This window comes from Sedimentitalea xiamensis (genome assembly GCF_030164465.1).
Classification (GTDB): Bacteria; Pseudomonadota; Alphaproteobacteria; order Rhodobacterales; family Rhodobacteraceae; genus Sedimentitalea; species Sedimentitalea xiamensis.
In genome coordinates this window covers 236,982-259,208 of sequence record NZ_JASNJE010000001.1, presented here as the reverse complement: position 1 = coordinate 259,208, position 22,227 = coordinate 236,982, and the positions used below count along the sequence as shown (strand labels likewise).

27 protein-coding genes are annotated in these 22,227 nt (G+C 61.3%); 10 read left to right on the top strand and 17 right to left on the bottom strand.

The genetic code is table 11. The annotated features are described in order from the left end of the window. Positions 1-38 precede the first annotated feature (38 nt). The 7 genes from hpf to QO034_RS01150 form a co-directional block, all read right to left on the bottom strand. A complete protein-coding gene (gene hpf / locus QO034_RS01180) occupies positions 39-602 on the bottom strand; it encodes a ribosome hibernation-promoting factor, HPF/YfiA family (protein WP_284483662.1) in 564 nt (187 codons plus the stop codon). A gap of 251 nt (positions 603-853) precedes the next feature. Further along, entirely contained in the window at positions 854-1,612 is a 759-nt protein-coding gene (lptB, locus tag QO034_RS01175; RefSeq protein WP_284483661.1) for an LPS export ABC transporter ATP-binding protein, read from the bottom strand. Then, positions 1,609-2,097 (bottom strand): LptA/OstA family protein, encoded by a 489-nt coding sequence (locus QO034_RS01170; RefSeq protein WP_284483660.1) that lies wholly within the window; start codon positions 2,095-2,097, stop codon positions 1,609-1,611. The genes lptB and QO034_RS01170 overlap by 4 nt, the downstream gene beginning before the upstream one ends. A 3-nt stretch (positions 2,098-2,100) precedes the next feature. Beyond that, complete coding sequence (gene lptC, locus QO034_RS01165) at positions 2,101-2,700, bottom strand: LPS export ABC transporter periplasmic protein LptC (protein ID WP_284483659.1); 600 nt, start codon at positions 2,698-2,700, stop codon at positions 2,101-2,103. Between the two features lie 13 nt (positions 2,701-2,713). After that, positions 2,714-3,676, bottom strand: a complete 963-nt coding sequence (locus tag QO034_RS01160; RefSeq protein ID WP_284483658.1) for a KpsF/GutQ family sugar-phosphate isomerase — start codon at positions 3,674-3,676, stop codon at positions 2,714-2,716. Further along, positions 3,673-4,287, bottom strand: a complete 615-nt coding sequence (locus QO034_RS01155; protein WP_284483657.1) for a ribonuclease D — start codon at positions 4,285-4,287, stop codon at positions 3,673-3,675. Before QO034_RS01155 ends, QO034_RS01160 begins: the two co-directional genes overlap by 4 nt. A gap of 110 nt (positions 4,288-4,397) precedes the next feature. Further along, entirely contained in the window at positions 4,398-5,741 is a 1,344-nt protein-coding gene (locus QO034_RS01150) for a FliI/YscN family ATPase (RefSeq protein WP_284483656.1), read from the bottom strand. An 88-nt stretch (positions 5,742-5,829) separates the two neighbouring features. Between QO034_RS01150 and QO034_RS01145 the strand changes: the two genes are divergently transcribed. The 9 genes from QO034_RS01145 to QO034_RS01105 are packed head-to-tail and all read left to right on the top strand — an operon-like array spanning position 5,830 to position 10,356. After that, positions 5,830-6,213: a FlgB family protein gene (locus QO034_RS01145; protein WP_284483655.1), complete on the top strand. Its 384-nt coding sequence runs from the start codon at positions 5,830-5,832 to the stop codon at positions 6,211-6,213. Positions 6,214-6,227: 14 nt separating this feature from the next. Beyond that, positions 6,228-6,617, top strand: coding sequence for a flagellar basal body rod protein FlgC (gene flgC / locus QO034_RS01140; protein WP_284483654.1), 390 nt, complete (start codon positions 6,228-6,230; stop codon positions 6,615-6,617). 12 nt (positions 6,618-6,629) lie between these two features. Then, positions 6,630-6,920: a flagellar hook-basal body complex protein FliE gene (gene fliE / locus QO034_RS01135; protein WP_284483653.1), complete on the top strand. Its 291-nt coding sequence runs from the start codon at positions 6,630-6,632 to the stop codon at positions 6,918-6,920. A 1-nt stretch (position 6,921) separates the two neighbouring features. Further along, positions 6,922-7,194, top strand: a complete 273-nt coding sequence (locus tag QO034_RS01130; RefSeq protein ID WP_284483652.1) for a flagellar biosynthetic protein FliQ — start codon at positions 6,922-6,924, stop codon at positions 7,192-7,194. Then, positions 7,194-7,907, top strand: coding sequence for a flagellar hook-basal body complex protein (locus tag QO034_RS01125; protein ID WP_284483651.1), 714 nt, complete (start codon positions 7,194-7,196; stop codon positions 7,905-7,907). Before QO034_RS01130 ends, QO034_RS01125 begins: the two co-directional genes overlap by 1 nt. 18 nt (positions 7,908-7,925) lie before the next feature. After that, a complete protein-coding gene (gene flgG / locus QO034_RS01120; protein WP_284483650.1) occupies positions 7,926-8,711 on the top strand; it encodes a flagellar basal-body rod protein FlgG in 786 nt (261 codons plus the stop codon). Further along, the gene (gene flgA / locus QO034_RS01115; RefSeq protein ID WP_284483798.1) at positions 8,711-9,127 is read left to right on the top strand and encodes a flagellar basal body P-ring formation chaperone FlgA; all 417 of its coding nucleotides are present in this window, start codon (positions 8,711-8,713) and stop codon (positions 9,125-9,127) included. Before flgG ends, flgA begins: the two co-directional genes overlap by 1 nt. Then, positions 9,127-9,867 carry a flagellar basal body L-ring protein FlgH gene (gene flgH, locus QO034_RS01110; protein ID WP_284483649.1) on the top strand — a complete coding sequence of 247 codons (741 nt, stop codon included), beginning with the start codon at positions 9,127-9,129 and terminating at the stop codon, positions 9,865-9,867. Before flgA ends, flgH begins: the two co-directional genes overlap by 1 nt. A 9-nt stretch (positions 9,868-9,876) precedes the next feature. Continuing rightward, entirely contained in the window at positions 9,877-10,356 is a 480-nt protein-coding gene (locus QO034_RS01105) for a flagellar basal body-associated FliL family protein (RefSeq protein ID WP_284483648.1), read from the top strand. 90 nt (positions 10,357-10,446) lie between these two features. Here the strand turns inward: QO034_RS01105 and QO034_RS01100 are convergent, their stop codons facing one another. From QO034_RS01100 to QO034_RS01055, 10 genes are all read right to left on the bottom strand, one after another. Further along, positions 10,447-10,857 carry a hypothetical protein gene (locus tag QO034_RS01100; protein ID WP_284483647.1) on the bottom strand — a complete coding sequence of 137 codons (411 nt, stop codon included), beginning with the start codon at positions 10,855-10,857 and terminating at the stop codon, positions 10,447-10,449. Next, on the bottom strand, positions 10,854-11,942 hold the full coding sequence (gene flhB / locus QO034_RS01095; protein WP_284483646.1) for a flagellar type III secretion system protein FlhB: 1,089 nt from the start codon (positions 11,940-11,942) through the stop codon (positions 10,854-10,856). Before flhB ends, QO034_RS01100 begins: the two co-directional genes overlap by 4 nt. After that, positions 11,939-12,712: a flagellar biosynthetic protein FliR gene (locus QO034_RS01090; RefSeq protein WP_284483645.1), complete on the bottom strand. Its 774-nt coding sequence runs from the start codon at positions 12,710-12,712 to the stop codon at positions 11,939-11,941. The genes flhB and QO034_RS01090 overlap by 4 nt, the downstream gene beginning before the upstream one ends. Further along, positions 12,709-14,790 (bottom strand): flagellar biosynthesis protein FlhA, encoded by a 2,082-nt coding sequence (gene flhA, locus QO034_RS01085; RefSeq protein ID WP_284483644.1) that lies wholly within the window; start codon positions 14,788-14,790, stop codon positions 12,709-12,711. Before flhA ends, QO034_RS01090 begins: the two co-directional genes overlap by 4 nt. An 11-nt stretch (positions 14,791-14,801) precedes the next feature. Next, positions 14,802-15,377, bottom strand: coding sequence for a transglycosylase SLT domain-containing protein (locus tag QO034_RS01080; RefSeq protein WP_407696702.1), 576 nt, complete (start codon positions 15,375-15,377; stop codon positions 14,802-14,804). Between the two features lie 350 nt (positions 15,378-15,727). Next, positions 15,728-17,995, bottom strand: a complete 2,268-nt coding sequence (locus QO034_RS01075; protein ID WP_284483643.1) for a hypothetical protein — start codon at positions 17,993-17,995, stop codon at positions 15,728-15,730. Beyond that, positions 17,992-18,861 (bottom strand): flagellar motor stator protein MotA, encoded by an 870-nt coding sequence (gene motA / locus QO034_RS01070; RefSeq protein WP_284483642.1) that lies wholly within the window; start codon positions 18,859-18,861, stop codon positions 17,992-17,994. Before motA ends, QO034_RS01075 begins: the two co-directional genes overlap by 4 nt. Before the next feature lie 76 nt (positions 18,862-18,937). Further along, on the bottom strand, positions 18,938-19,543 hold the full coding sequence (locus tag QO034_RS01065; protein WP_284483641.1) for a MotE family protein: 606 nt from the start codon (positions 19,541-19,543) through the stop codon (positions 18,938-18,940). Then, positions 19,540-19,947, bottom strand: a complete 408-nt coding sequence (locus tag QO034_RS01060) for a hypothetical protein (RefSeq protein ID WP_284483640.1) — start codon at positions 19,945-19,947, stop codon at positions 19,540-19,542. The genes QO034_RS01065 and QO034_RS01060 overlap by 4 nt, the downstream gene beginning before the upstream one ends. A 9-nt stretch (positions 19,948-19,956) precedes the next feature. Next, on the bottom strand, positions 19,957-20,445 hold the full coding sequence (locus QO034_RS01055) for a flagellar basal body-associated FliL family protein (RefSeq protein ID WP_284483639.1): 489 nt from the start codon (positions 20,443-20,445) through the stop codon (positions 19,957-19,959). Positions 20,446-20,522: 77 nt separating this feature from the next. On the opposite strand from QO034_RS01055, the gene fliF reads away from it, so the two are divergent. Further along, the gene (fliF, locus tag QO034_RS01050) at positions 20,523-22,193 is read left to right on the top strand and encodes a flagellar basal-body MS-ring/collar protein FliF (RefSeq protein ID WP_284483638.1); all 1,671 of its coding nucleotides are present in this window, start codon (positions 20,523-20,525) and stop codon (positions 22,191-22,193) included. Positions 22,194-22,227 lie beyond the last annotated feature (34 nt).

Below are 22,227 nucleotides of genomic sequence, written 5' to 3'. Positions count from 1 at the left end.
ACTGGCACCTGTCAGGCGCGCGGGCCAAAATTCTGGCTTCAGGGGTCGATCCAGCCGATGTTTCCGTCCTCGCGACGGTACACCACGTTCAACCCCTTCTTGCCTTCGTTCCGGAAAACCAGCACTGGCGCGCCCGCCAACTCCATTTGCATCACTGCTTCGCCCACAGACAACGACGGTATCTGTGTCTCCATCTCGGCGACAATGATCGGCTGGAGCGTGTCGGGCTCGGCTTCGTCGGCCAGATCTTCCGAGGCGAGGATATAAGAGGACGCGCCGAAGAGTTCAACCGGTTCGGTGCGATCCTTGTGATGGTCCTTCAGGCGGCGCTTGTAGCGGCGCAGCTGCTTTTCCAGCTTGTCGGCACATTTCTCGAAAGCGCCATAGATTTCATGCGCTTGCGCTTTGGCGGTCGCTGTCAGACCAGTGGACAGATGGATCGTGGCTTCGCAGGCGAACTCACTGGCAGAGCGAGAAAAGATGACATTCGCATCCGTCGGACGCTGCGCATATTTCTGCACGACCTCGGTCAGTTCCGATTTCACGTGCGTTTGCAGAGCTTCTCCTATGTCGATCTGCTTTCCGCTGATTTGGTAACGCATATGCTCTCCTTCGCATTATTCACCTGGCACCATGGCGCATCAAGCCCATGAGACGTTACTGCCGCGTGATGAGGGTTGGCCATGCGGTCTGTGGCATATCGCCGATCCTTCGGGGGAAGGCCGATTCAGAGACAGCATCAGACGGTGCATTTGCCATGGCCCCATTTGAGGCGACAGTCGGGGCGACTGTCAATCAAAAGCCGCGTCATTCCGGCCGGAATCGAAACTTGTTCAATGGCCGGAGGGGCCGGTCAGGAGATCCGGAAATTCTCGCCCAGATACACCCGCCGCACGTTTTCGTTTTCCACCACTTCGGCAGGGGTTCCGGACATCAGGACCTGACCATCGTGCAGGATATAGGCGCGATCCACGATCTCGAGCGTCTCGCGCACGTTGTGATCGGTGATCAGCACCCCGATGCCACGTTTTTTCAGATCCGCGACGAGGTGGCGTATGTCCCCGACCGAAATCGGATCGACCCCGGCAAAGGGTTCGTCAAGAAGCAGGTATTTCGGGTCCGCCGCGAGACAGCGCGCAATTTCCACGCGGCGCCTTTCGCCGCCCGACAAGGCCAGCGCGGGCGCGCGGCGGAGATGCTCGATCGAAAAGTCGGACAGCAGTTCCTCCAGCCGCTCGCGCCGCTTGTGGCGGTCGTTCTGTGATATGTCGAGAACGGCTGAAATGTTGTCTTCCACGCTGAGGCCGCGGAAGATCGACATTTCCTGCGGAAGATAGCCGATTCCCAGCCGGGCGCGGCGATACATCGGCAAGGACGTGACGGTTTGCCCGTCGATGGTCACGCGTCCGGCTTCGGGAAACACGAGTCCGGCGATCGCGTAGAAGGTGGTCGTCTTGCCGGACCCGTTCGGCCCCAGCAAGGCCACCACCTCGCTTCGGTCCAGCGACATGGTGACGTCCCGGATGACGACCCGCTTGCGGTAGGATTTGCGCAACCGCTCGATCCGCAGTCCGGAGGAGCCTTCGGTGACTGTCAGTTCGGGTGGCGTCAATTGTCTTCACCGGGCTGTAGAACCGTCTTGACCCGGCCGACCATGTTGGCGGTGCCCGTCGTCAGGTTCACCGTCATCTTTTCGGAGGTGAGGGCATTCCGTCCCTGGGTCAGCAGGACGTCCCCGGTCATCACGATGACCCCTGACGCGATGCTATAGTCGGCCCGGTCCGCCTGCGCGGCGTCGGGTCCGTTCACGAGAACCACGTCGCCGGTGGCTTGCATCTGCTCGATGCCGCCCGCCTCCTGGTCGTAGATCACCAGAACCCGGTCGGCCGACAGGCGCATCACCCCTTGTCCCACCAGCACGTTGCCAATGAATTCGGCGGACCCGTCCGACTGATTGACGTCAAGCGTGTCGGACGTGACTTCGACCGGCAGGGTCGGGTCGGCCTTGATCGCTCCGAACGCCACTTTCGTCTCCTGTGCCACAGCGATGCCGGGCGCGAATACGAGGCACAGGATCAGGGCGGAAACTCGGAACACGAATTATCTTTCTGGCTTTTCGGGCGTGTATATCAGCTTAACGCCATTCTTGAAAAGCATGTGCACGTCGCCGTCGCCGTTTTCTGCATCGATTTGCATCCTTCCCGCCGTGAAGTCTCCCATCGGTCCGGTGCCGGTCACGGTGCCCGGCGTGTTGCCGCGGATCCCGGAGAGTGCCGTGATCAGCCTTTCGGTCTGAACCACGAGTCCGGTCGATGTCACGATCCGGACATTGCCGTCGAAGGTCGCCGTGTCGGCGGCCGTATCAATGACCCCTTCGTCTGAATCCAGTGTGATCTGCCTGCCATCCTGCAAATTCAGACGCGCGCTGAGATTGACGGCCGCGCCCGGTTGCCCCGCGCCGCCGGGGCGGATGATATCCGCTGTCACCATGATTTCCTCGCCTTTCGGAGTCGTGCCCGAAAAGAAGGGTTTCGTGACCTGCTGGTCCTTGATGCGGGCGGTCATGTCGGCGTCGGCGAAGGGGATGTTCGCGATCGGGTCGTCGGTGCGGGACAAAAGAAAGACGGTCGCGAGAATCGCCAGCGCGGTCAGCGGCAGCAGAACCTTGAGAAAGGTGACCGCGCGGGAATACCTGTCCATCCGGGACCCCGTTTCAACCCAGACCGACCCGCAGGCAGTCATGGATGTGGAGCAGCCCCAGAGGCTTTGGCGGCCCTTTCGGATCGACCACGAAAAGGCAGGTGATCTTGCGGTGGTTCATGACGGCGACCGCTTCTTCGGCCAATGCGTCCGGACCGATCGTGGTCGGGTTGGCCGTCATGACCTCGCCGGCGTTATGGGACAGCAACCCGTCCATCTTGCGGCGCAGGTCCCCGTCCGTGATGATTCCGGCCAGGGCACCGTCCGTGCCGCAGACCCCGGCGACGCCGAACCCTTTCCGGCTGATTTCGATCAGCGTGTCGCTCATGGGGGAGTCCGTTTGCACCAGGGGAAGCGAGTCGCCGACATGCATCAGGTCGCGGACCTTCGACAGGCGCGCGCCCAGTTTGCCGCCGGGGTGGAATTCGCGGAAATGTTCCGGCGTGAAGGCGCGATGTTCCATCAGCGCCACCGCCAGCGCGTCGCCGAGCGCGAGAGTCATGGTGGTCGAGGTGGTCGGAACGATGCCGGTTCCGCAGGCTTCTTCGGCGCCGGGCAGGACAAGCGCGACATCGGACTGTTTCAGGAGCGTCGATTCCGGCCGGCCGGCGACGCCGATCAGGGGAATTGCGAACCGGCGGGTATAGGCCACGAGATCGGCCAGTTCCGGCGTTTCACCGGAGTTCGACAGAACCAGCGCCACGTCGCCCTGGGCCATCATTCCCAGATCGCCGTGGCTGGCTTCGGCAGGGTGAACGAAATGCGCGGGAGTTCCGGTGCTGGCGAAGGTGGCGGCGATCTTGCGCGCGATGTGGCCGGATTTTCCCATGCCGCTGACGATGACGCGCCCGCGTGCGTTCAGCAACAGGTCGACGGCACGGTCGAACGAGTCGTCAAGGCTGTTTTCCAGCAGACCCAGTGCGTTTGCTTCCGTCCGGATGACGCGGCGGGCGGTGTCCTGAAAGGTGCTGCTCATGCGTGCGCGAAGATATCTGTTTCCGGCCAGCCGGCCAGGTCCAGCCTTGCCCGCATCGGAAGAAAATCGAAACAGGCCTGCGCCATTTCGGTCCGTCCCTCGCGCGCCAGCCTTGCGTTCAGTTCGTCGCGCAGCCGGTGCAGATAGAGAACGTCGGAGGCGGCATAGTCGAGCTGCGCCGGAGTCAGCGTCTCCGCGCCCCAGTCGCTCATCTGCTGCTGCTTGCTGATGTCCACGCCGATCAATTCCTGTGTCAGGTTCTTCAGCCCGTGCCGGTCGGTGTATGTGCGGACCAGCCGGCTTGCGATCTTGGTGCAGTAGACAGGCGCCGCCAGCGCGCCGAAAGCGTGGAACATCGCGGCAATGTCGAACCGGCCGAAGTGGAACAGCTTCAATACGTCCGGGTTTTCCAGCATGGCGCAGATATTGGGCGCTTCGGTCTGACCCTGCGCGACCTGCACGATATGGGTGTCGCCGTCGCCCCCGGACATCTGGATCACGCAGAGCCGGTCCCGGTGCGGGTTCAGCCCCATGGTTTCGCAATCGATCGCAACGATCGGTCCCAGGTCAAGCCCGTCGGGCAGGTCGTTCTGATAAAGATGATTGGCCAAGTTCGGGTTCCTCGTCTCTCCGCCCCTGCGGAGTTCCTGCCGAGATAGGCGCTTTGCCCGGCAAACTCAACTGCCGCTGGATTTCGTTTTTCGGCGGCTGACCGCCAAATTCAGGGCTTTCGCCTGGCCGGTGTGCCGCCCGCGCGCCGCAGGATCAGATCGAGCCGGTCAAAGCTGTTCTGAATGCCGGTCGGATCGGGTTTGGCGAAAAAGGCGTCCAGTTCGGGCCAGAGCCGGATCGCCTGATCCAGCGTCGGATCGGAGCCTTCGGAATAGAGACCGGCCTTGATCATGACTTCGGATTGTTCGTAGGCGCCCAGCATCTTGCGGACGTCCTGGATCAAGGCGTTTTCGGATTCGCTGGCGGCGCCGGGCAGGCTGCGCGAAACGGACCGCCCGACGTCGATTGCGGGGAAACGGCCGCGCTCCGCGATGTCGCGGTCCAGTACGATATGCCCGTCGAGCACGCCGCGCAGGATGTCGGCGATGGGTTCGTCCATGTCCGAGCCCGCGACCAGGACGCTGAAAACGGCGGTGATATGGCCCTGGTCCGCGCGGCCCGGTCCGGCGCGTTCGCACAGCGCGGTGATCAGCGGCGTGACCGAAGGCGGGTAGCCGCGCAACGCCGGGGCCTCCCCGCCGGAAACCGCGATTTCGCGGTGCGCCTCGGCAAATCGCGTCACCGAATCCGCGAGGAACAGAACATTGAGCCCGAGATCCCGGAAATGTTCGGCGACGGACATGGCGGCCCAGGCGCAACGGCGCCTGGTCAGGGCCGACTGGTCCGAAGTCGCCGCGACGACCACCGCCCGCTTCATGCCTTCGGGTCCGAGCACATGGTCCACGAAGTGGTTCACTTCCCGGCCCCGCTCGCCGATCAGGGCGATCACCACGACATCGGCCTGCATGTTCCGCGCCAGGTCCGCCAGAAGGCTGGACTTGCCGACGCCGGAGCCGGCGAAGAGTCCGACCCGCTGCCCCTGCACGACGGGCAGGATCGTGTTCAGGACCGACAGGCCTGTCGCCACCCGTTCCCCGAGCGGTCGCCGGTCCACGGCGGGCGGCGGCGGCGCGACAAGGTTCCGGGCCACGGGACCCGGCATCAGGGGCTTGCTGTCGAGCGGGCGGCCATAGGGGTCGACCACCCGGCCGATCCAATTGTCGCCGGGGGCGAATGCGGGGATCGCGTGCAGCACGGCGCGGTCGCCGATCGCAACCCCGTCGGCGGCCGAGTCCGGCAGCATGTAGACGCAGTCGCCGTCGATCTGAAGAACCTCTCCTCCCAGCGGCGTGCCGGGATCGCGCCTGAGCACGAGATGGTCACCGATATGCGCGTCCTGCGCCAGGCCGGAAATGCGAATCGAACCGCCATGCACGCCAACGACGCGACCGACGGGCCGCGATAGGCGCGCCTTGCGAATTTCGGTTTTCAGGGTTTTCAGGTTCATCGTCATGGATGCGATCCCGTTTTGTTCACTGACAACAGTTTCTAAACGAATCGGGGTTAAGCCTTGATTGAAATTGATCGAGGGAGAAGCCCCGATGTTCCAGGGATTGAACGTCTTTAAGACCGCGTACGCCATGGCAACCCACGCAGGGCAGCGTCAGGCTGTCGTCGCGGAAAACATGGCGAACGCCGACACGCCTGGGTTCAAGGCGCGCGATATTGCGCCCTTTGCGCAGGTCTATGGCAGCGACGGTGAAACCGGCATGCGTGCCAGCCGGACCGGCCATATGAACGGCACGCACGGCCAGTCCGGGTGGAACAGCTTTCAGACCGATTCACAGACGGACCCGAACGGAAACTCCGTGTCCGTCGAGCTGGAACTGATGAAAGGAATCGAAGCCAAGCGTCAGCACGACCGGGCGCTCGCCATCTACAAGTCGTCTCTCAACGTGCTGCGCGCCAGCCTCGGCCGGGCCTGAGGGAGAGCGGCGGGATGAGCGAATTTTCCAGGGCCCTGTCGGTTTCGGCCAGCGCGCTGAAAGCGCAGGCGACCCGGTTGCGGCACGTTTCCGAGAATATCTCGAACGCGGACACGCCGGGCTATCGCCGCAAGACCGTGTCTTTTGAAACCGTGCGTGGCCCGGACGGCGCCGCGGAGGTTTTCGCCGGCCCTGTGAAGCTGGACAGGAGCGACCTGGAACGGATCTACGACCCATCGCACCCGATGGCGGACGAAACCGGTCACTACGAAGGGTCCAATGTCGACCTGATGCTCGAGATCGCGGACGCCCGCGAGGCGCAGCGCAGTTACGAAGCCAATCTGAAGATGTTCGATCAGTCGCGGCAGATGTCGTCGAGCCTGATGGACCTGTTGCGTAAATAAGGGAGATCCAGAATGGATGTTCGCAGTCTTTCGGCGATGCAGAACTATGCGGCGGCCCGCCCCGCCACCCGGGTCGATCCGGACGCGGAGGGAGCAGGATCGCAGATCCGGTCCGCGTTCCAGGATTTCGCCGCGACGTTGCAGCGCAGTGAAGACACCGCCCTGGCCGCCATGACGGGCGACGCCGATCCCCACGCGCTGGTCCAGGCGCTCGCGCAGACCGAACTGGCCGTGGAAACGGCGGTAACGGTGCGCAACAAGGTGGTCGAAGCCTACCAGGAAATCCTGCGGATGCCGGTGTGACATGCTGACCGAGGGTATTTTCTATGACACGTTGCGACAGGGCCTTTGGGTCGCCGTCGTCGTGTCGATCCCGATACTCGCCGTGGCCCTGGTCACGGGGCTGGTGATCGGCCTGTTCCAGGCCCTGACTTCGATCCAGGAAATGACCCTGACGTTCGTTCCGAAACTGGCGGCCATCGTGATCGTGTTCTGGCTGTCCATGGGATTCATGACCCAGGCGCTGGTCGCGTTCTTTGACGGCCACATCATTCCCCTGATTGTCGGAGGTTCCTGATGGAAGCTGCCGGATATGTCACGCTGTCCCGCCAATCGGGCCTGATGCGTGAAATGCGGATCGTGGCCAACAACATCGCCAATGCCGCGACCACCGGCTATCGGCAGGAAGGGCTGATCTTTTCGGAATACGTGCAGTCCGCCCCGGACCAGTCGTCCCTGTCGATGAGCGAGGCGCGCGTGCGCAACACCTCCATGGATCAGGGAGGTCTGACCCAGACCAACGGTAGTTTCGATTTCGCGATCGAAGGCGACGGCTTCTTCCTTCTCGAAACGCCGGCGGGCGAACGGCTCACTCGTGCCGGCAGCTTTTCCCCGAATGCCGATGGCGACCTTGTGAACCCGAACGGGCACCGGGTGCTGGATTCGGGCGGGGCGCCGATCTTCGTGCCGCCGGACGCCGCCGACATCAGTGTCGCGGCCGACGGCACGATCAGCGCCAAGGGGCGCGTTCTGGGCCAGATCGGCCTGGTGCAACCCGTCGACCAGCTGGGCATGATCCGCGAGGATGGCGTCATGTTCCGGGCCGACGGCGGTTTCGAACCGGCGGAACAGGCAACCGTCCTGCAGGGGTTCGTCGAAGGGTCCAACGTCAACGCGATCCTCCAGGTGTCCCGCATGATCGAGATCCAGCGCGCCTATGAAATGGGCCAGAGCTTTCTGGACACCGAAGACCAGCGCATCAGGAACGCCGTGAAGACCCTGATCAAGTAACCAGCAAAGGAGAATCCTATGCGTGCCCTGAGTATTGCCGCCACCGGAATGAGTGCACAGCAGCTGCGGGTGGAAACGATTTCTAACAATCTCGCGAACATGAACACGACCGGCTACAACGCCCGCCGCGCGGAATTCTCCGACCTGCACTATCAACAGGTATCGCGTGCGGGAACGGTGAATGCGTCGGACGGCACGGTTCTTCCGACCGGGGTGCAGCTGGGGCTTGGCGTCCGGCCGAGTTCCGTGACGGTGCATCTGGCCCAGGGAACGCTGGAAGAAACCGGCAACGATCTGGACATCGCGATCGAGGGAAAGGGCTATCTCGAACTGACGCTGCCGTCAGGGCAGTCCGCCTATACACGCGATGGCAGTCTGAAACGATCCGCCGAAGGCATGATCGTCACGTCCGACGGGCATGCGGTGGCGCCCGAGATCGTGATCCCCACGGATGCCCGCAGCATTTCGATCAACGCGTCGGGAGAGGTCTATGCCTATTTCGATGAAACGCCCGAGGGTCAGCTTCTGGGTCAGTTTTCGATCGCCGGTTTCACCAACGCCAAGGGCCTGGAGGCGATCGGGAGCAATCTGTTCGTGGAAACCGAGGCTTCGGGACCGGCCCTCGTTGCGACTCCGGGTGAAGACGGGCTCGGCACATTCCGGCAAGGATATCTCGAAGCCAGCTCGGTCGATGCGGTGCGGGAAGTTACCGAACTGATCGAAGCGCAGCGCGGCTACGAAATGAACGCCAAGGTCATATCTGCGGCGGATCAGATGATGGGCGCGACGACGCAGATCCGATGATGAGGCACCTCGTTCTTCTCGCGATGTCGCTGGCGGCCTTCGAACTGAAAGCCGACATCCTAGTTCCGGCGCGCACCATCCGCGCCAAGGAGATCATCGCCGCCGAAGATCTCGTGCCCAAGGAGGTCGAGATCGACGGCGCCCTGTCCGATCCGCGCGACCTTGTCGGTCAGGAAGCAAGGGTGGCGCTCTATCCCGGACGGCCGGTCCGCACCGGCGATGTCGGACCGCCGGCCATCGTCAGCAACAATGACGTGGTGACGCTCGTCTTCTTCAAGGGCGGGCTGCGCATCGAAACCGAAGGGCGCGCGCTGGGGCGCGGCGCATTGGGTGAAACCATCCGCGCGATGAACCTGTCATCGCGCACAACCGTGACAGGTCGCATTTCGGGCGACGGATCCATAGAGGTTCAATAATGCACAAGCCGAATTTCAAAAGTTTCGTGGGATTGACCGCCATTCTGGCCATGACCGCCTGCGGTCGGATGGATCATCTCGGCAAGGCGCCTTCGTTCAGTTCGAATACCGAAACGCCGGAACATGTGGCGATGCTCATGCCCGGCCTGCCCCTTCAGACCCAGCCGCAGCGGAGCGTCGATCAGGCTTCGCTCTGGAGCGGAGGACGTCAATCTCTGCTTGGCGACCGGCGCGCGGTGCGCAAGGGCGACATCATGACCGTGGTCATCGAAATCGACGAGAAGGCCGAGATCAGCAACGACACGCAGCGGTCGCGTCTTGGCGAGGAATCCATGAAGGTGCCCAACCTGTTGGGATTGCCGCAACGGCTGGATGAAAGCCTGCCGGAAGGCGCGTCGATGGCCCAGGCGGTGGGGCTCGGCTCCAGCAGCGCGACCAAGGGCAAAGGATCGGTCAAGCGCAACGAAAAGCTGACGCTGCGGGTGGCGGCGACCATTGTCGACGTGTTGCCGAACGGTGTCCTCGCGATTTCCGGAACGCAGGAACTGCGGGTGAATTTCGAGCTTCGCGAACTTCTTGTCACCGGTTATGTGCGGCCGGAAGACATTTCCCGCCAGAACGAGATCACCTACGACAAGATTGCCTCCGCGCGGGTTTCCTACGGCGGGCGCGGTCAGATCACCGATGTGCAGCAACCGCGGTATGGCCAGCAGATACTCGATACGGTTCTGCCGTTCTAGGGACAGGACATGCTGTTGAAACTTCTGCCCGTTTTCATGCTGATACTGGGTATCGGCGCAGGCGTCGGCGCGGCGCTGGTCCTCTCGCCGACCGATGAGCTCGGAACCGAGGACGCCAGACCGGGTACGGAACGGAAGCCGGCCGACATCGGCCGCGACGAAACAGACACCGAATTCGTCAAGCTCAACAACCAGTTCGTCATTCCCGTCATCGAAGACGAAAAGGTTGCGTCGCTCGTGGTGCTTTCGCTGAGCATCGAGACCCGAATCCCGATGAGAGACGTCGTGTATGAACGGGAACCCAGGCTGCGGGACGCCTTTCTGCAAGTTCTGTTTGACCATGCCAACATGGGTGGATTCAACGGCGCGTTCACGAAGTCCGACATGCTTTCCATCCTCCGGAATTCCTTGAACGACGTGGCGCGCAAGGAGCTCGGGGCCGATGTGCAAAGCGTTCTGATCACCGATATCACCCGTCAGGACAGTTGATCCTCGTGACCGGCGACGGAGGCTGGAAAGTCTCGCGCCGCAAGCGCGGGAAAAGTCGGTGGGCCACGGACGCGTTTGACAAAGTCCGGATCAGCCTATGGATGAGTTCTGGATCAAGAGTTCGAAGGCTTTCCTGCGACGCGCCTTTTCGGTTTCGTCCTTCCGGGTTTCATGCATCGCCGCGACGGCGTTCTGCCTGCCGAACGCGCGGCGGACACGCCCCATCGCCGTCAATTTCCGGGCCATGACCTGGGACAGTTCGATGTTCAGCTGGCGCTGGGTGCGGGTCAGCCACGCCTGCCACAGAAGATCCGCGCCGACCGAACGCATCGAAACGTCCTCCTTCATGTCTTCGCGCCCCTGTCTGGACTGATCCTTGACGCGCGCGAGTTGCTGTCGCAATCGCGACTCTTCCTCTAGGATGCCTCTGACCTTCTGAAACTCGTTCAGATAGACCGCGTGCGTCACATCCGCCATCTGCCCCAGCTTGTCCTGTTTCATCGCCCCCTTCCTTTCGCGCGTTTGCGCATCTGTTCGGCAAACCGAATGGCGGCGGCGACCGCCCGGTAGTGGTCTTCGGAAATTTCCTGCCCAAGGTCTATTGTGGCGTGAAGCGCGCGGGCGGTCGGGGGATCATGGTGAATCGGAACGCCGGCCAGGTTTGCCGCTTCGCGTATGGAAGCGGCGACCTCGTCGACACCCTTGGCCACGCAAACGGGCGCCGCTCCCGGCGTCCTGTTCCATTTCAGCGCGACGGCGTAGTGGGTCGGGTTCACGATCACCACATCCGCCGTTGGAACGTCGGCCATCATCCGGTTCATGGCGATTTCCTGGCCGCGTTGCCGGCGATGCTGTTTCATGTGGGGATCGCCCTCGGCCTCCTTGGCCTCGTCGGTCACTTCCTTGCGCGACATCCGGTTCTTGCGGAGATGTTCCTTGTGTTGCCAGACCGCATCGATCCCGCCGATAACCGTGGCGATCACCAGGACCAGAAACAGGAACTGAATGCAAAGTCGAACGAGTTGAGACACCGCCATCTGCGGGCTGGAACCGGTCGCCGCGACGATCTCTGGCAGTTGGGCGTTCAGGAACAGTCCGAGACAAACGGAATAGAGGACGAGCTTCACAAAGCTCTTGGCAAATTCGAACAGGCCCGACCGGCCGAATTTGTTCTTTGCGTTGGAGACGATGGAAATGCGCGACAGTTTCGGTGCTATCTTGGTCGGTGCGACGACAAAGGCGCGTTGCGCGACGATGGATAGCAGAACCGCGGTCGCCGGCATCAGGAACCACGGCGACAACGGGCTTGCCAGCGCCGACAGAAGGCCGCCGACCGGGGCCGTCGCCGGCCCGCTCAGCATCAGATCCGACAACCGGTCGGGTTGGTCGAGCAAGACCATGAACGTCGTGCCGAGATCCTCGAGCGTTTGCGCTCCGATAGCGACCGCTGCCAGCAGGAGCCCTCCGTATGCAGCGGCGACAGAAAGGTCGGCGGATTTGGCGACCTCGCCCTTTTCACGGGCTTTCTGGAGTTTCTGCGGTGTCGCCTCGTGGGACTTTTCGGATTCGTCGTCGCCGCCGCTCATCGGGCCGGTCCCATGGGATTCTGAAGAAAGGCGATCATGGCTTCGGTCCACACCGCAAGCATGAATGGCGCGCAGAGAAACAGAAGGAACATGCCGCCCAGTGTGATGACGGGCGCGCCGACAAACGCGACCATCAATTGCGGCATGGCGCGGTTGATCACGCCAAGGGTAAGATTGTAGAGAACCGAGGTTATGACGAATGGCGCGGCCAGCATGAAGGCCAGCGAGAACGCGTTGGAAATGCGCGCGATCCCCCAGGCCGAAAGGTCACGGGCGAAGGGAAACTCCCCGGCCGGAAACACCAGGTAGGATCTGATGACGAGTTCGGCGGCATATACATGCAGGCCGGCCATCACGGCGAGCGCCAGGCCCCCGACCACAAGAACATAGCCCATCGCCGGGATCGGTTCGGCCGCGGCGCCGCCGAGGATCTGGGAAAGCGATGTGGATTGCGCGGCGATCGATCCGGCCGTCTGCAGGGCCAGGACGAACAGGCGTATTCCCAATCCCAGCACCAGACCGACGATGGCTTCGGAAACGGCTAGTCGCGCCAGGGCGGGGAACTCGGGCGAAAGCGGGCTTGACGGCAGCGCCGGGGTGATGATCAGGGTAAATGCGATTGCGATCCCCAGCTTGATCCGCATCGGAACGGCGCGTTCGCCGAAGGCCGGCAGAACGGAAACCAGCGCGGACACCCGGATAAAAACCATCATCGTCTGCCAGAGCCAATCGGACAGCAGGCCGAGAAGTTCAGCCGGAACCGAGATCATGCCGCGACCATTCCGACCAGGGAGGGGCGTGCTTCGAGTCCGATTTCCTCAAAGGACAGGACGGGATTGGTTATGCCCCTGGCGCGCAGGATCGTTCGCAGAAACCGGCGTCTTCTCGTCGATGTGACGATGGCTGGAAACAGTCCCTGATGCGATGTCTGGTTCAGTCGGTCCGACACGCCATCCGCCAGCCGATTGAAAAGCTCTGGCGGCAGAGCGATATCGAACCCGCCATGTGCGGTCTCGACCTGGTAGGCCTGGAACGTGTCTTCCCATTCGGGCGCCAGTTGCACGAGCGGAATACTGCCATCCTGGCGCTTCAGTTCGGCGACGAGCTGGAATCCCATCCTTTGGCGCACGTGTTCGCAGATCCCCTCGGGCTGGGTGGTGAAAATCCGCGCCTCTGCGATCGACTCAAGGATAAGCGGCATGTTTCGAATGGACACGCGTTCTTCGAGCAGCAGGCGAAGAACGCTATGCAATGTATCGATCGGAACCTTGTCCGGTATGAGTTCGTCGAGCAGCTTGCGATTTGCCTCGGATCTGGCCGGGTCGGACAGACGACCCATTTCCGCCAACAGACGCCGGAGCGATTTGAGCGTCAGAAGGCGTGCGAAGTTCTGCTTGATCATCTCAAGAAGATGGGTGGCCAGAATCTCCGGCGGCGTGACGATGGTCGCCCCTGCGAGAGCGGCGGATTCCTGGTCTTTCGGGGATATCCAGCGGGCGGGGGCGCCGTAGACCGGTTCGGTCACGTCTGTTCCGGATGGCAGCGCGCCCCGATCCTCCGGCATCAGGGCGAGGACCAGATCCGGATGCAACGTGCCGCGCGCCTGTTCGACTCCCTGAACGCGGATGACATAGGTGCCGATCTGAAGTTCTGGCTGATCGGTCAGCCGTATGTCCGGAAGAATGAGACCAAAGACCGCCGCGACGTGGGTCCGCATGTTTGCAATTCGGGTGTCCAGCCCGGTGCCCGCGTCAAGGATCATGCTGACCAGGTCGGGCGCGAATTCCAGGTGCACGTCGTCGAGGTCAAGAACATCTCCGAGCTCTTTTCGAACCGGCGCCTGCGTCTGTTCGGCTTCCTCTTCCTCTGCCCGGCCATCCGATTTTTTCTTCATCAGGAAGGCGGCCACGCCCAGGACTCCGCCCCCCAGGATGAACGGCAGGAATGGCAGGCCGGGCACCAGAGCGAACAGCGCCATAAGCACTGCGACAGTCCCCAGCGCTGCCGGGAATTTCCCCAGTTGATCGAACAGCGCGAGATCGGTGGCCCCGCGGGTGCCGCCGCGGGCCAGAAGGAGGGCCGAAGCGATCGAGATGATGACGGCCGGAATCTGCGAGACCAGGCCATCGCCAACCGTCAGGATGGCATAGGTTTCAAAGGCGGCTCCGATGGGCATCCGGTGAACCGCGACGCCCATGATCAATCCCATGACAAGGTTGAGAAGCGTGATCAGAAGGCCCGCGATGGCATCGCCCTTGACGAATTTCGAAGCCCCATCCAGCGATCCGAAGAAGGTCGTTTCCTGCTGTTCGAGTTCCCGCCTTTCCTTGGCCTGCTTGTGATCGATCGCGCCCGCCGACATGTCGCTGTCGATGGCCAGTTGCTTTCCGGGCATTCCGTCCAGGGCGAAGCGCGCGCCGACTTCGGCCATGCGCGCAGCCCCCTTGGTGATGACCATGAAGTTGACGATCAACAGGACGCCGAACACCACCAACCCGAGGAAGACACTGCCGCCCATTACGAACTGGGCAAACCCTTCGATGACGTCTCCTGCGGCGTTCGGCCCCGTATGCCCCTGCCCGATGATCAGCTTGGTCGACGAGACGTTCAGGGAGAGCCTGAGCATCAGAGATGCGAGAAGGATCGTCGGGAACGCGGAAAAATCCAGAGGACGTTCGATGAACAGGGTGACCGTGAAGATCAGGATCGCGAGCCCGAAGGACGCAGCCAGCCCGACATCCAGCACCCAGGCGGGCATCGGCAGGATCATCATGACGATCACGGCCATCAGCGCCAGCGCCAATAACACGGTCGGGCTGAAAATCTCTCTTGCGGAAAATCTGGGCATGAAAGTCGATCCTAGTTCATCATCACGAAGGCCCGGCCCTGGCTCTCGTCCTTTCGGAGCAGCGGAACCAGGGAACCAAGCCTGGCGGAACCGCTCCCGATCAACGGCTTGCGGAAACCGCCATTCAAGAGATCGCCGGCAACCAGCGGTTCGTCATCCGGGGTTCGGGTGTTGGCCGCATATTCTGGATCGTCCGCCGGTTCGATCGAGTTCCGGATCTTTTCGAACCGAGCCGCATAGGACTTGGCGTGCACCGGCGTTCGCGAGTGATATGCACCGGCGGCGGCGGTCCAATTCCCGAATTCGTTATACAACTCCAGCAGGAATTGGGCGGCATAGTCCGCGTTCAGCTTTGGATCGAACATGTCGTCGATGGAACGAAACGCAGCGCCATGCCATTTGTAGTTGACCTGAAAGCAACCGACGTCAAAGCTTCGGGCACCGCGTTTGAAATGTTTGAACACATAGGCGCGCGCCTCATCCTGATCCGCGAACCATTTCCCGGCGCCTTCCATGTTGACGGTCCACGGCCAGGGTTGCAGCCTGCCCGATTTCGACCTTCCGGTCTCGGCACGGGAAATGGCCATCAAGACATCATGGGGAACGCCGTGTGAGGCCGATGCCGATCGGGCCGCGTTGTCACACAGGCTGGACGCAGGTCCGAGATCAGCTCCTGCCGGTGCGGGCGTGACGATCGTGCAAAATGCCAGGACAATGGCCGCAAGCAGACGCGCGAAGTGCCCGTTTACAGAAAGAAGCGCATTTTCAGACTTCGTGTTTCCGACGCGGCAATCGATTCTCGGCATCCTGCCAATCCCATACCCAGTTCCAGGTTTCGGTAGGCTAATAGGTGTCGGATTGAGATTCGGTTATCAGCGGTTCCTGACGGCCATGTTCGTTGGTCACCAAACCCAAATTCCCGCCGGTATGACGCCCGTCAGTTTGCGGCGGAACTGTCTCGTGCCAGACCCAGAAGGGAATCGATTTCTTCTCTTGTCCGTTCGCTGCCAGAAAGCAATGCCCGCGCGCTGGCCAAGGGGGCCGACGCTTCGGGCGCTGCCGCTTCTTCCTGAAGCCTGAGGGATATTTCTGTCAGTGTTGCATATTTGCTGTCTGTGCCGGTATCGACCTGATCCAGGGAATCCGACAACCAGAATCCGCGCCTGGCGGCTTCGTCGCCCAAGGAGTCTTGCAGGATTTCGCTCGCGCGCTTGACGTCGCCGTTCTGCCACATTGCATCGGCCCGCAGTCTTTCCGCTTCCGGCCCGGTCACGCCCAGGAGTTCGATCAGCGCCCGGTGGGGCAATCCCAATGCGATGGCCGCCTCGGTGCGCATCAAACGTCTTCCGGATGACGCCGGCCCGGTTTCCTTCGCCGAAAGATACGTCATGGCCGTTTCCGGAAACCCGAGTTCCAGAAGCCGGCTTGCTGTCGCATCTTCCAGTTCCACAGGCAGGGCGGTTTCATTCGCGCTTGCGGAATTCATGGCGTGTTTCAGAAAAGTCACGTTGTCCGCATTCTCGGCCAACAGGAAAAGAACGGGAATTGATGCCTGTTCTTTCGCCGGACCCCCATACAGTTCGGCGATTTCCGAAACCTGAGCGAAGGCGGCATCGAACGCACCGGAAAGCGCCAGGGAAATCGCGTGCGCGCGATGCATCGCAAGAGCCATTTCACTCATACGGAGCTCTACCGCGTAGGCAGCCGCCAGGTCCGGCAGATCGGGCGCTATCGGCAGCCGTTCCACCCAATGGGTTTCGATCAGTTCAATCAAGGCTTCCGGCGAAAACTCCGTGTTCTGATCGACCGCGTCGGTCATTTTCCGACGGGCGTCTTCAACGTTGCCACGAGAATTCTGAAGAACGGCATGGGCGAAATCCTGCGCCGGGCCGGCAGTTTCTCCTGACCGGTCAGTCGCCCTCAGAATTGCGGCGGCCAGGTTTGGATCCCCGGATCTGGAAAAGACCTGGCTCAACCGAGGACCGAGATATGCTCTGAGATGCAAGGGCAGGCGCGCAAAAGCTTGCTGGATCGTGTCCGGGTCTGCCGCGCTTGCAAGTTCCGGGTGACTCAAGACGGCCCAAAGAGCGGCTTCATTTGTGCAGCTTTCTTGACCATCCAGGGGATTGACGGTTTCGATCGGATCGTCGTCGACGATCTTGGCCAGCGCCAGCAAGACCATGTCTTCCGGCTCAGGATTGCCCGTCATTTGCAGGGCGTCCGTCGCTTCTGCCCCAAAACCGAAGTGGAGATAGGTCTTGGCGAGATTTCTGAGCGCGGCTTTGTCCAGCCGGTCGAACTCCTCGAAAACTTCGGCCCGCAATTCGCCGATCTGTTCCGAGAATGTCCGCCCGTCACTCCATTCGGAAATTGAAACCATGTCCGCGGAAAGACATTGCTGTTTTGCCGCCGTTGCGGGAAAGAGTCCGGCTGCGTTCTTCATGTCCCTGTCAATCGAAGTGGCCGCCACGATATTGACATTCGGCGCAGCGGGAAAGGTTTGCTCCGCTGTGCCGATTTGCCCGGTCGCCGTTACGGGATCGGCTTTCGCGGGCCGGTTTGGAGAAACAGGCGTGATCAAACCCTGTTGCGAGGCTCTCGCGATCTGCTCCAGCAGCCGCTGCTCGGAGATGTTGATTGCGACATCTGTGGATCTTTCAGCAAGCCCGTCAGGGACCGCAGGATCCGGCGGCAATTGAGGCTGCATGTTCCGGTTGAAACCTACGGGTGCAGGCAACCGAAAATCCTCTCTCCGGGCAGCGGTTTCATGCGGGTTGGATTGGCTGAACCCGAATGGGCCGCCCTGGATCGGAGCCGGTTCCGTCGCTTCAGTCGTCGGGTTTTCCTCTGGATCCTTGATGTCTATGACGAGCATCGTATCGTCGAGCTTGAATCCGGTCACGTCGCATTCACAGCCCAGAGTCAACAACAATGCTCCTCCGGGTCCGGATTGTTCCAGATCAATCAGTCTTTTCTTCGGGATGCGATTGAAAACCTGGCTGGTATCGAAAAGAATCTCCGGTTGATCGACTGAAATCTCGGAAACACTCTGGTGATTGAAAATTGACCATCTGGCATTCTGGGGAACCTGCACCGTGAGCCGGGTGAAAGTTCGGTGCTCACCGGACCTCACAACGGATGTGCGGGCTTCCGCATGGGACGCGGCAAGTCCGAGAACAAATGCAAACAGGACAAATCGGATCATGCTGCGTCCTGTTTGACGGCTTTCAGAGCTTCTTCAAGTTCGGCGTATTTTGGACGGATGTGAGCGGGCGTGTTCTGGCGGCCGACTTCGATGCACATCGCGGCGGAATGATTGTGAAGGTTGGCGATCAGCACCTCGCGAATAAGAAAGTAGAAGTGGCTGTCCTCTTCGACGACAGTCTTGACCTTCGAGGCGAAGGGACCGACCAGACCATAGGCCAGGAAGACCCCAAGAAACGTCCCGACCAGGGCGCCACCGATCAGTTTGCCGAGCACTTCAGGGGGCTGGTCGATGGATCCCATGGTTTTGATGACCCCCAGAACAGCCGCCACGATGCCAAGAGCCGGGAGTCCGTCGGCGACCGTCTGCAGGGCGTGGCTCGGATGCAGCGCATGTTGCAGAGTTGCGTCCATGCGCTTGTCCAGAACTTCTTCGACTTGGTGAGGGTCGTCGTAGTTCATGGACGCCGACCGCATGGTGTCGCAGATCAGGTTAATGGCTTCTTCATCCGCTTGAATCTTCGGGTATCTGGAAAAGATCGCCGAATTGCTCGGGTCTTCGATATGGTGTTCGACTTCGATCGGATTCTGTTTCGCAATCCGGATCAATGCGAACAGAAGGCAAAGAAGATCGCTGTAGTCCTGAGGATTCCATTTCGGCCCCTTGAAGACTTTTCCGATGTCCTTGAGCGTGTGCTTCACCGCAGAGGAATCGTTGCTGATCAGAAATGCGCCAGCGGCGGCCCCGCCGATAATGATCATTTCAAACGGCAGGCTCTTGAGAATGATGGCCATCTTGCCCCCGGCAAGCAAATAGCCGCCGAACACCATAGCAAAAATCGTGACAATGCCAATCATGCCGATCATTTTTCGACTCCGTTTCAAACTGGGCTTTGGGGAGTGTCTCGTGTTCGCCTTAATAAACGCTGACTTGTCCCGAAGTTTATTCGGTCGGCACGGAGGCGTTTCGACCGGCCAGAACGACACTGATGGCGTAGGCTGCCATCGGGCTCAATCCGGCCATGATGCTGGCCGCGGCTTCCGGTTTCATGCGCGCCAGAAATCCCGCCGCAAATTCCGGGTCCATTGCTTCAAACAGCGCCGCCGACTGTTTGGGTTTCATTTTCTCGTAAACATCCGTCAGGCCAGCCAGGTCGTTCTCGGCCGCCTTGTCCGCAAGCGAAAGCGTCGCGCTCAGCGCCTGTTCGGCGCCTTGCAGAGCCGCAATCCGGTCTTCGATTGCCGTTTCGGCGATACTGAGCGCCTTCATGCGATCTTCGATCTGGCGTTCCCGCCGCTTCAGATCCTGTTCGCGCTTCTGCAGGGCGGAGATCAACGCGCCCAGATCTTCCGAGGTCGCGCCGGAACCTGCCGGGGCCATCGCGGCCTGTTCATGCGATGCCTGGTTCGGGGCGGATTCTCGTGCGATCGCCGGTCCGGCCTGCAATCCGATGCGCAGCGATGCCGAACCGATCAGCAAGACGGATATCGCAAACAGCGTTCCGGTGCGAAACCTGCGCCTTGCGCTGCCGCGTGTCTTTCGGGTCATTGCGACAATCCCGTCTGGGTTCGCTCGTGGCGCATGAACATGGGACCGGTCGCCCTGGCCGGCGGGTTGGCTTCTGGGGCCGCTTTTCCGGGTTCGGATCTTTGCGGCGCGTCGGCCGCATCCGGTATGTCGTGCAAGGAAGCCATCATGAGTTCGAGCCGATTCGCAACTGCTTCCGCCCGGCCGGTCAGGTCGTGCAAACTGGCGGTCGATCCGTTGGATGCATCGCGCGCGGCAATCAGCGTCTTGTTCAGGTCGTCCACCTGGGCGGACAACACGGCGACCGCACCTCCGACACCCTTTTCAAGATCATTGAAACGCTTCAGGCGGCGCGCGAGAACAAAACAATAGAAACCCGCGCCCAACGCCCCGGCGACCAGTAGTATATCCGCTATCATTTCCACGATGGCCTCCTAACTCAGCACAAATTCCATGATCAGCAAATCGCGCACCCGGCCTTTTCCGACCACGATCTGAACGCGACGCAACATCTGGCTCCGGATGCGAATCAACGCCTGGGGTTCTTCAAGATCATGGGCATTCAGAGCCCGGAGATATCCGTTGAGGACATCCGTGACGCGTGGAAGAACATGTTCGACATCATCCCTGGACGCCGCCTCGACCTCCAGCTGGGCGCGAAATCGCAGATGCCGGGCCGTCTCGCTTCCGGTCAGCGAGATCAGGAACGGATCCACTTCGACGAAAGCAATGTCCGGCAAGGCTGCCGGACGTTCTGTCGCGGAGCCACTCAGGACATGATTGTCCGTTACTCCGAGCAGCCCCGATGACATGATGTAATATCCGGCCCCGGCACCGAGAATCGCGAACAGCACCCCAAGTAAAAGTGGGAGCTTTCTGGATTTCGCAACCGCTTCAGGGGTGTCTGCAACAGCATCCGACATCGTAATTCCTATCCGTTCTTCGGGTCTCTTCATAACCAGTCAGGAACTAACCGATTGTTAAGGCCAATCGCCCAAACATGGCGGAACGTTGGCAGAACGTCGGCGATACGGAGGACACCGTGCAGCAGATCAAATCCGCTTGGATTGCATTGGACAGGCGCAAGCAAGTCATCATCGTCCTGGCCTCACTGGTCATCGTGACGACCCTTGTCTTCATGTCGCGCATGGCGACGGCGCCAACGATGAAACTGCTCTACGCCGGTCTGGAAGTCGGATCTGCCGGGGATGTGGTGACAGCCCTGGAGCAGCGAGGAACCGTCTTCGAAGTGCGCGGTGGATCGATCTATGTGCCCGCGAATCAGCGTGATGAACTGCGGATGGTTCTGGCCGGGGAAGGTCTTCCGGCCAATGGCGGAAAAGGCTACGAACTGCTGGACACGCTCAGCGGGTTCGGCACGACGTCGCAAATGTTCGATGCGGCCTATTGGCGGGCCAAGGAAGGCGAACTGGCCCGGACCATCGTCGCCAGTCCGCACGTCGCGCAGGCCCGCGTTCATATTGCAAATACCGGATCCAATCCGTTTCAGAGAACCATTGATCCCACGGCTTCCGTGTCCGTCGTGCCGACGGGCGCTCCGGTCACGCCGGCCCAGGCCAATGCGATCCGGTTTCTGATCGCGTCTGCCGTCGCCGGACTCGCGGTCGAGAATGTGGCGGTGATCGATGCGAACGGCACCTTGATCGGATCGGCTGAAACCGCCGCCTCTCCGAGCACGGCGGATGACAAGGCTCAAGTGCTGAGGGACCGGGTCCTGCGCCTGGTCGAGGCGCGGGTCGGGGCCGGAAATGCCGTTGTCGAAGTCAGCGTCGATACAGTGACCCAAACCGAATCCATCCGGGAGCGGCGTTTCGATCCCGAAGGCCGTGTCGTGATAAGCACCGACACGGAAGAGCGCAGCGATTCGTCCACGAATGCCGCCGGCGGAGATGTCACGGTCGCTTCGAACCTGCCGGACGGAGAACAGGCGGCAGAAGGATCGAAGGCGAATGCAACCGAGACGCGGGAGCGCGTCAACTACGAGGTTTCGGAAACCGAACACGAAATCCTGCGGACGCCGGGAGCCGTGAAAAGGCTGACCGTGGCGGTTCTTGTCAATGGATTTACCGAAGCCGCAGAAAACGGCGCTCCGGTCTTTCGGCAGCGTTCGGAAGAAGAGCTGTCGGCGCTCAGGGATCTCGTGGCTTCGGCGGTGGGCTTTGATGCGGAACGCGGCGATGTGATCACGCTCAAGTCGATGGATCTTCCCTCGGCGGCGCCGCTCGGGACCGCCGCAAACGTCGCTTTCTTCGACGGCACCGGTCTTGATGCGATGTCACTGATCCAGGTGGGCGCGCTCGCTCTTGTCGCGCTTGTTCTCGGGCTCTTCGTTGTGCGTCCGATTCTTGCCCGCCCGCAAAGCGTCCCGGCCCCGGCCGTCGGCGCGTTGCCCAAAGAGGGACGGGACAGACCTGCGGAGCTGAACGACGGCCCGGTCCTGACAGGTGAAATAGACGATGAAGGCGCTGACGCGTTCCGATCGCCGGGCAGGATCGAAGCGCGCGACGGATCCACTGAAAACCCGGTCCCGGCCCTGCAGGAAAACGGATTGTCGCCGGTCGAGAGACTGCGGTCGATGATCGGTGAAAGACAGGAGGAAACCGTGGAGATACTGCGCAGCTGGCTGGAAGAAAGCGAGGAGAATGCATGATGGCGATTTCTCATCTTCTGGAGGACTTCAGCTT

What these genes read in the sequence shown, in the direction of transcription:
- hpf (WP_284483662.1), bottom strand. Translation starts at nt 602, where the DNA reads ATGCGTTACCAAATCAGCGGAAAGCAGATCGACATAGGAGAAGCTCTG.
- QO034_RS01090 (WP_284483645.1), bottom strand. Translation starts at nt 12,712, where the DNA reads ATGATCTCGGTTCCGGCTGAACTTCTCGGCCTGCTGTCCGATTGGCTC.
- QO034_RS01055 (WP_284483639.1), bottom strand. Translation starts at nt 20,445, where the DNA reads ATGTCGGATGCTGTTGCAGACACCCCTGAAGCGGTTGCGAAATCCAGA.
- flgC (WP_284483654.1), top strand. Translation starts at nt 6,228, where the DNA reads ATGAGCGAATTTTCCAGGGCCCTGTCGGTTTCGGCCAGCGCGCTGAAA.
- flgH (WP_284483649.1), top strand. Translation starts at nt 9,127, where the DNA reads ATGCACAAGCCGAATTTCAAAAGTTTCGTGGGATTGACCGCCATTCTG.
- flhA (WP_284483644.1), bottom strand. Translation starts at nt 14,790, where the DNA reads ATGCCCAGATTTTCCGCAAGAGAGATTTTCAGCCCGACCGTGTTATTG.
- QO034_RS01080 (WP_407696702.1), bottom strand. Translation starts at nt 15,377, where the DNA reads ATGGCCATTTCCCGTGCCGAGACCGGAAGGTCGAAATCGGGCAGGCTG.
- QO034_RS01105 (WP_284483648.1), top strand. Translation starts at nt 9,877, where the DNA reads ATGCTGTTGAAACTTCTGCCCGTTTTCATGCTGATACTGGGTATCGGC.
- QO034_RS01130 (WP_284483652.1), top strand. Translation starts at nt 6,922, where the DNA reads ATGCTGACCGAGGGTATTTTCTATGACACGTTGCGACAGGGCCTTTGG.
- QO034_RS01100 (WP_284483647.1), bottom strand. Translation starts at nt 10,857, where the DNA reads ATGAAACAGGACAAGCTGGGGCAGATGGCGGATGTGACGCACGCGGTC.
- QO034_RS01075 (WP_284483643.1), bottom strand. Translation starts at nt 17,995, where the DNA reads ATGATCCGATTTGTCCTGTTTGCATTTGTTCTCGGACTTGCCGCGTCC.
- QO034_RS01125 (WP_284483651.1), top strand. Translation starts at nt 7,194, where the DNA reads ATGGAAGCTGCCGGATATGTCACGCTGTCCCGCCAATCGGGCCTGATG.
- flhB (WP_284483646.1), bottom strand. Translation starts at nt 11,942, where the DNA reads ATGAGCGGCGGCGACGACGAATCCGAAAAGTCCCACGAGGCGACACCG.
- fliF (WP_284483638.1), top strand. Translation starts at nt 20,523, where the DNA reads ATGGCGGAACGTTGGCAGAACGTCGGCGATACGGAGGACACCGTGCAG.
- lptC (WP_284483659.1), bottom strand. Translation starts at nt 2,700, where the DNA reads ATGGACAGGTATTCCCGCGCGGTCACCTTTCTCAAGGTTCTGCTGCCG.
- fliE (WP_284483653.1), top strand. Translation starts at nt 6,630, where the DNA reads ATGGATGTTCGCAGTCTTTCGGCGATGCAGAACTATGCGGCGGCCCGC.
- QO034_RS01150 (WP_284483656.1), bottom strand. Translation starts at nt 5,741, where the DNA reads ATGACGATGAACCTGAAAACCCTGAAAACCGAAATTCGCAAGGCGCGC.
- QO034_RS01065 (WP_284483641.1), bottom strand. Translation starts at nt 19,543, where the DNA reads ATGACCCGAAAGACACGCGGCAGCGCAAGGCGCAGGTTTCGCACCGGA.
- motA (WP_284483642.1), bottom strand. Translation starts at nt 18,861, where the DNA reads ATGATCGGCATGATTGGCATTGTCACGATTTTTGCTATGGTGTTCGGC.
- QO034_RS01160 (WP_284483658.1), bottom strand. Translation starts at nt 3,676, where the DNA reads ATGAGCAGCACCTTTCAGGACACCGCCCGCCGCGTCATCCGGACGGAA.
- QO034_RS01145 (WP_284483655.1), top strand. Translation starts at nt 5,830, where the DNA reads ATGTTCCAGGGATTGAACGTCTTTAAGACCGCGTACGCCATGGCAACC.
- flgA (WP_284483798.1), top strand. Translation starts at nt 8,711, where the DNA reads ATGAGGCACCTCGTTCTTCTCGCGATGTCGCTGGCGGCCTTCGAACTG.
- flgG (WP_284483650.1), top strand. Translation starts at nt 7,926, where the DNA reads ATGCGTGCCCTGAGTATTGCCGCCACCGGAATGAGTGCACAGCAGCTG.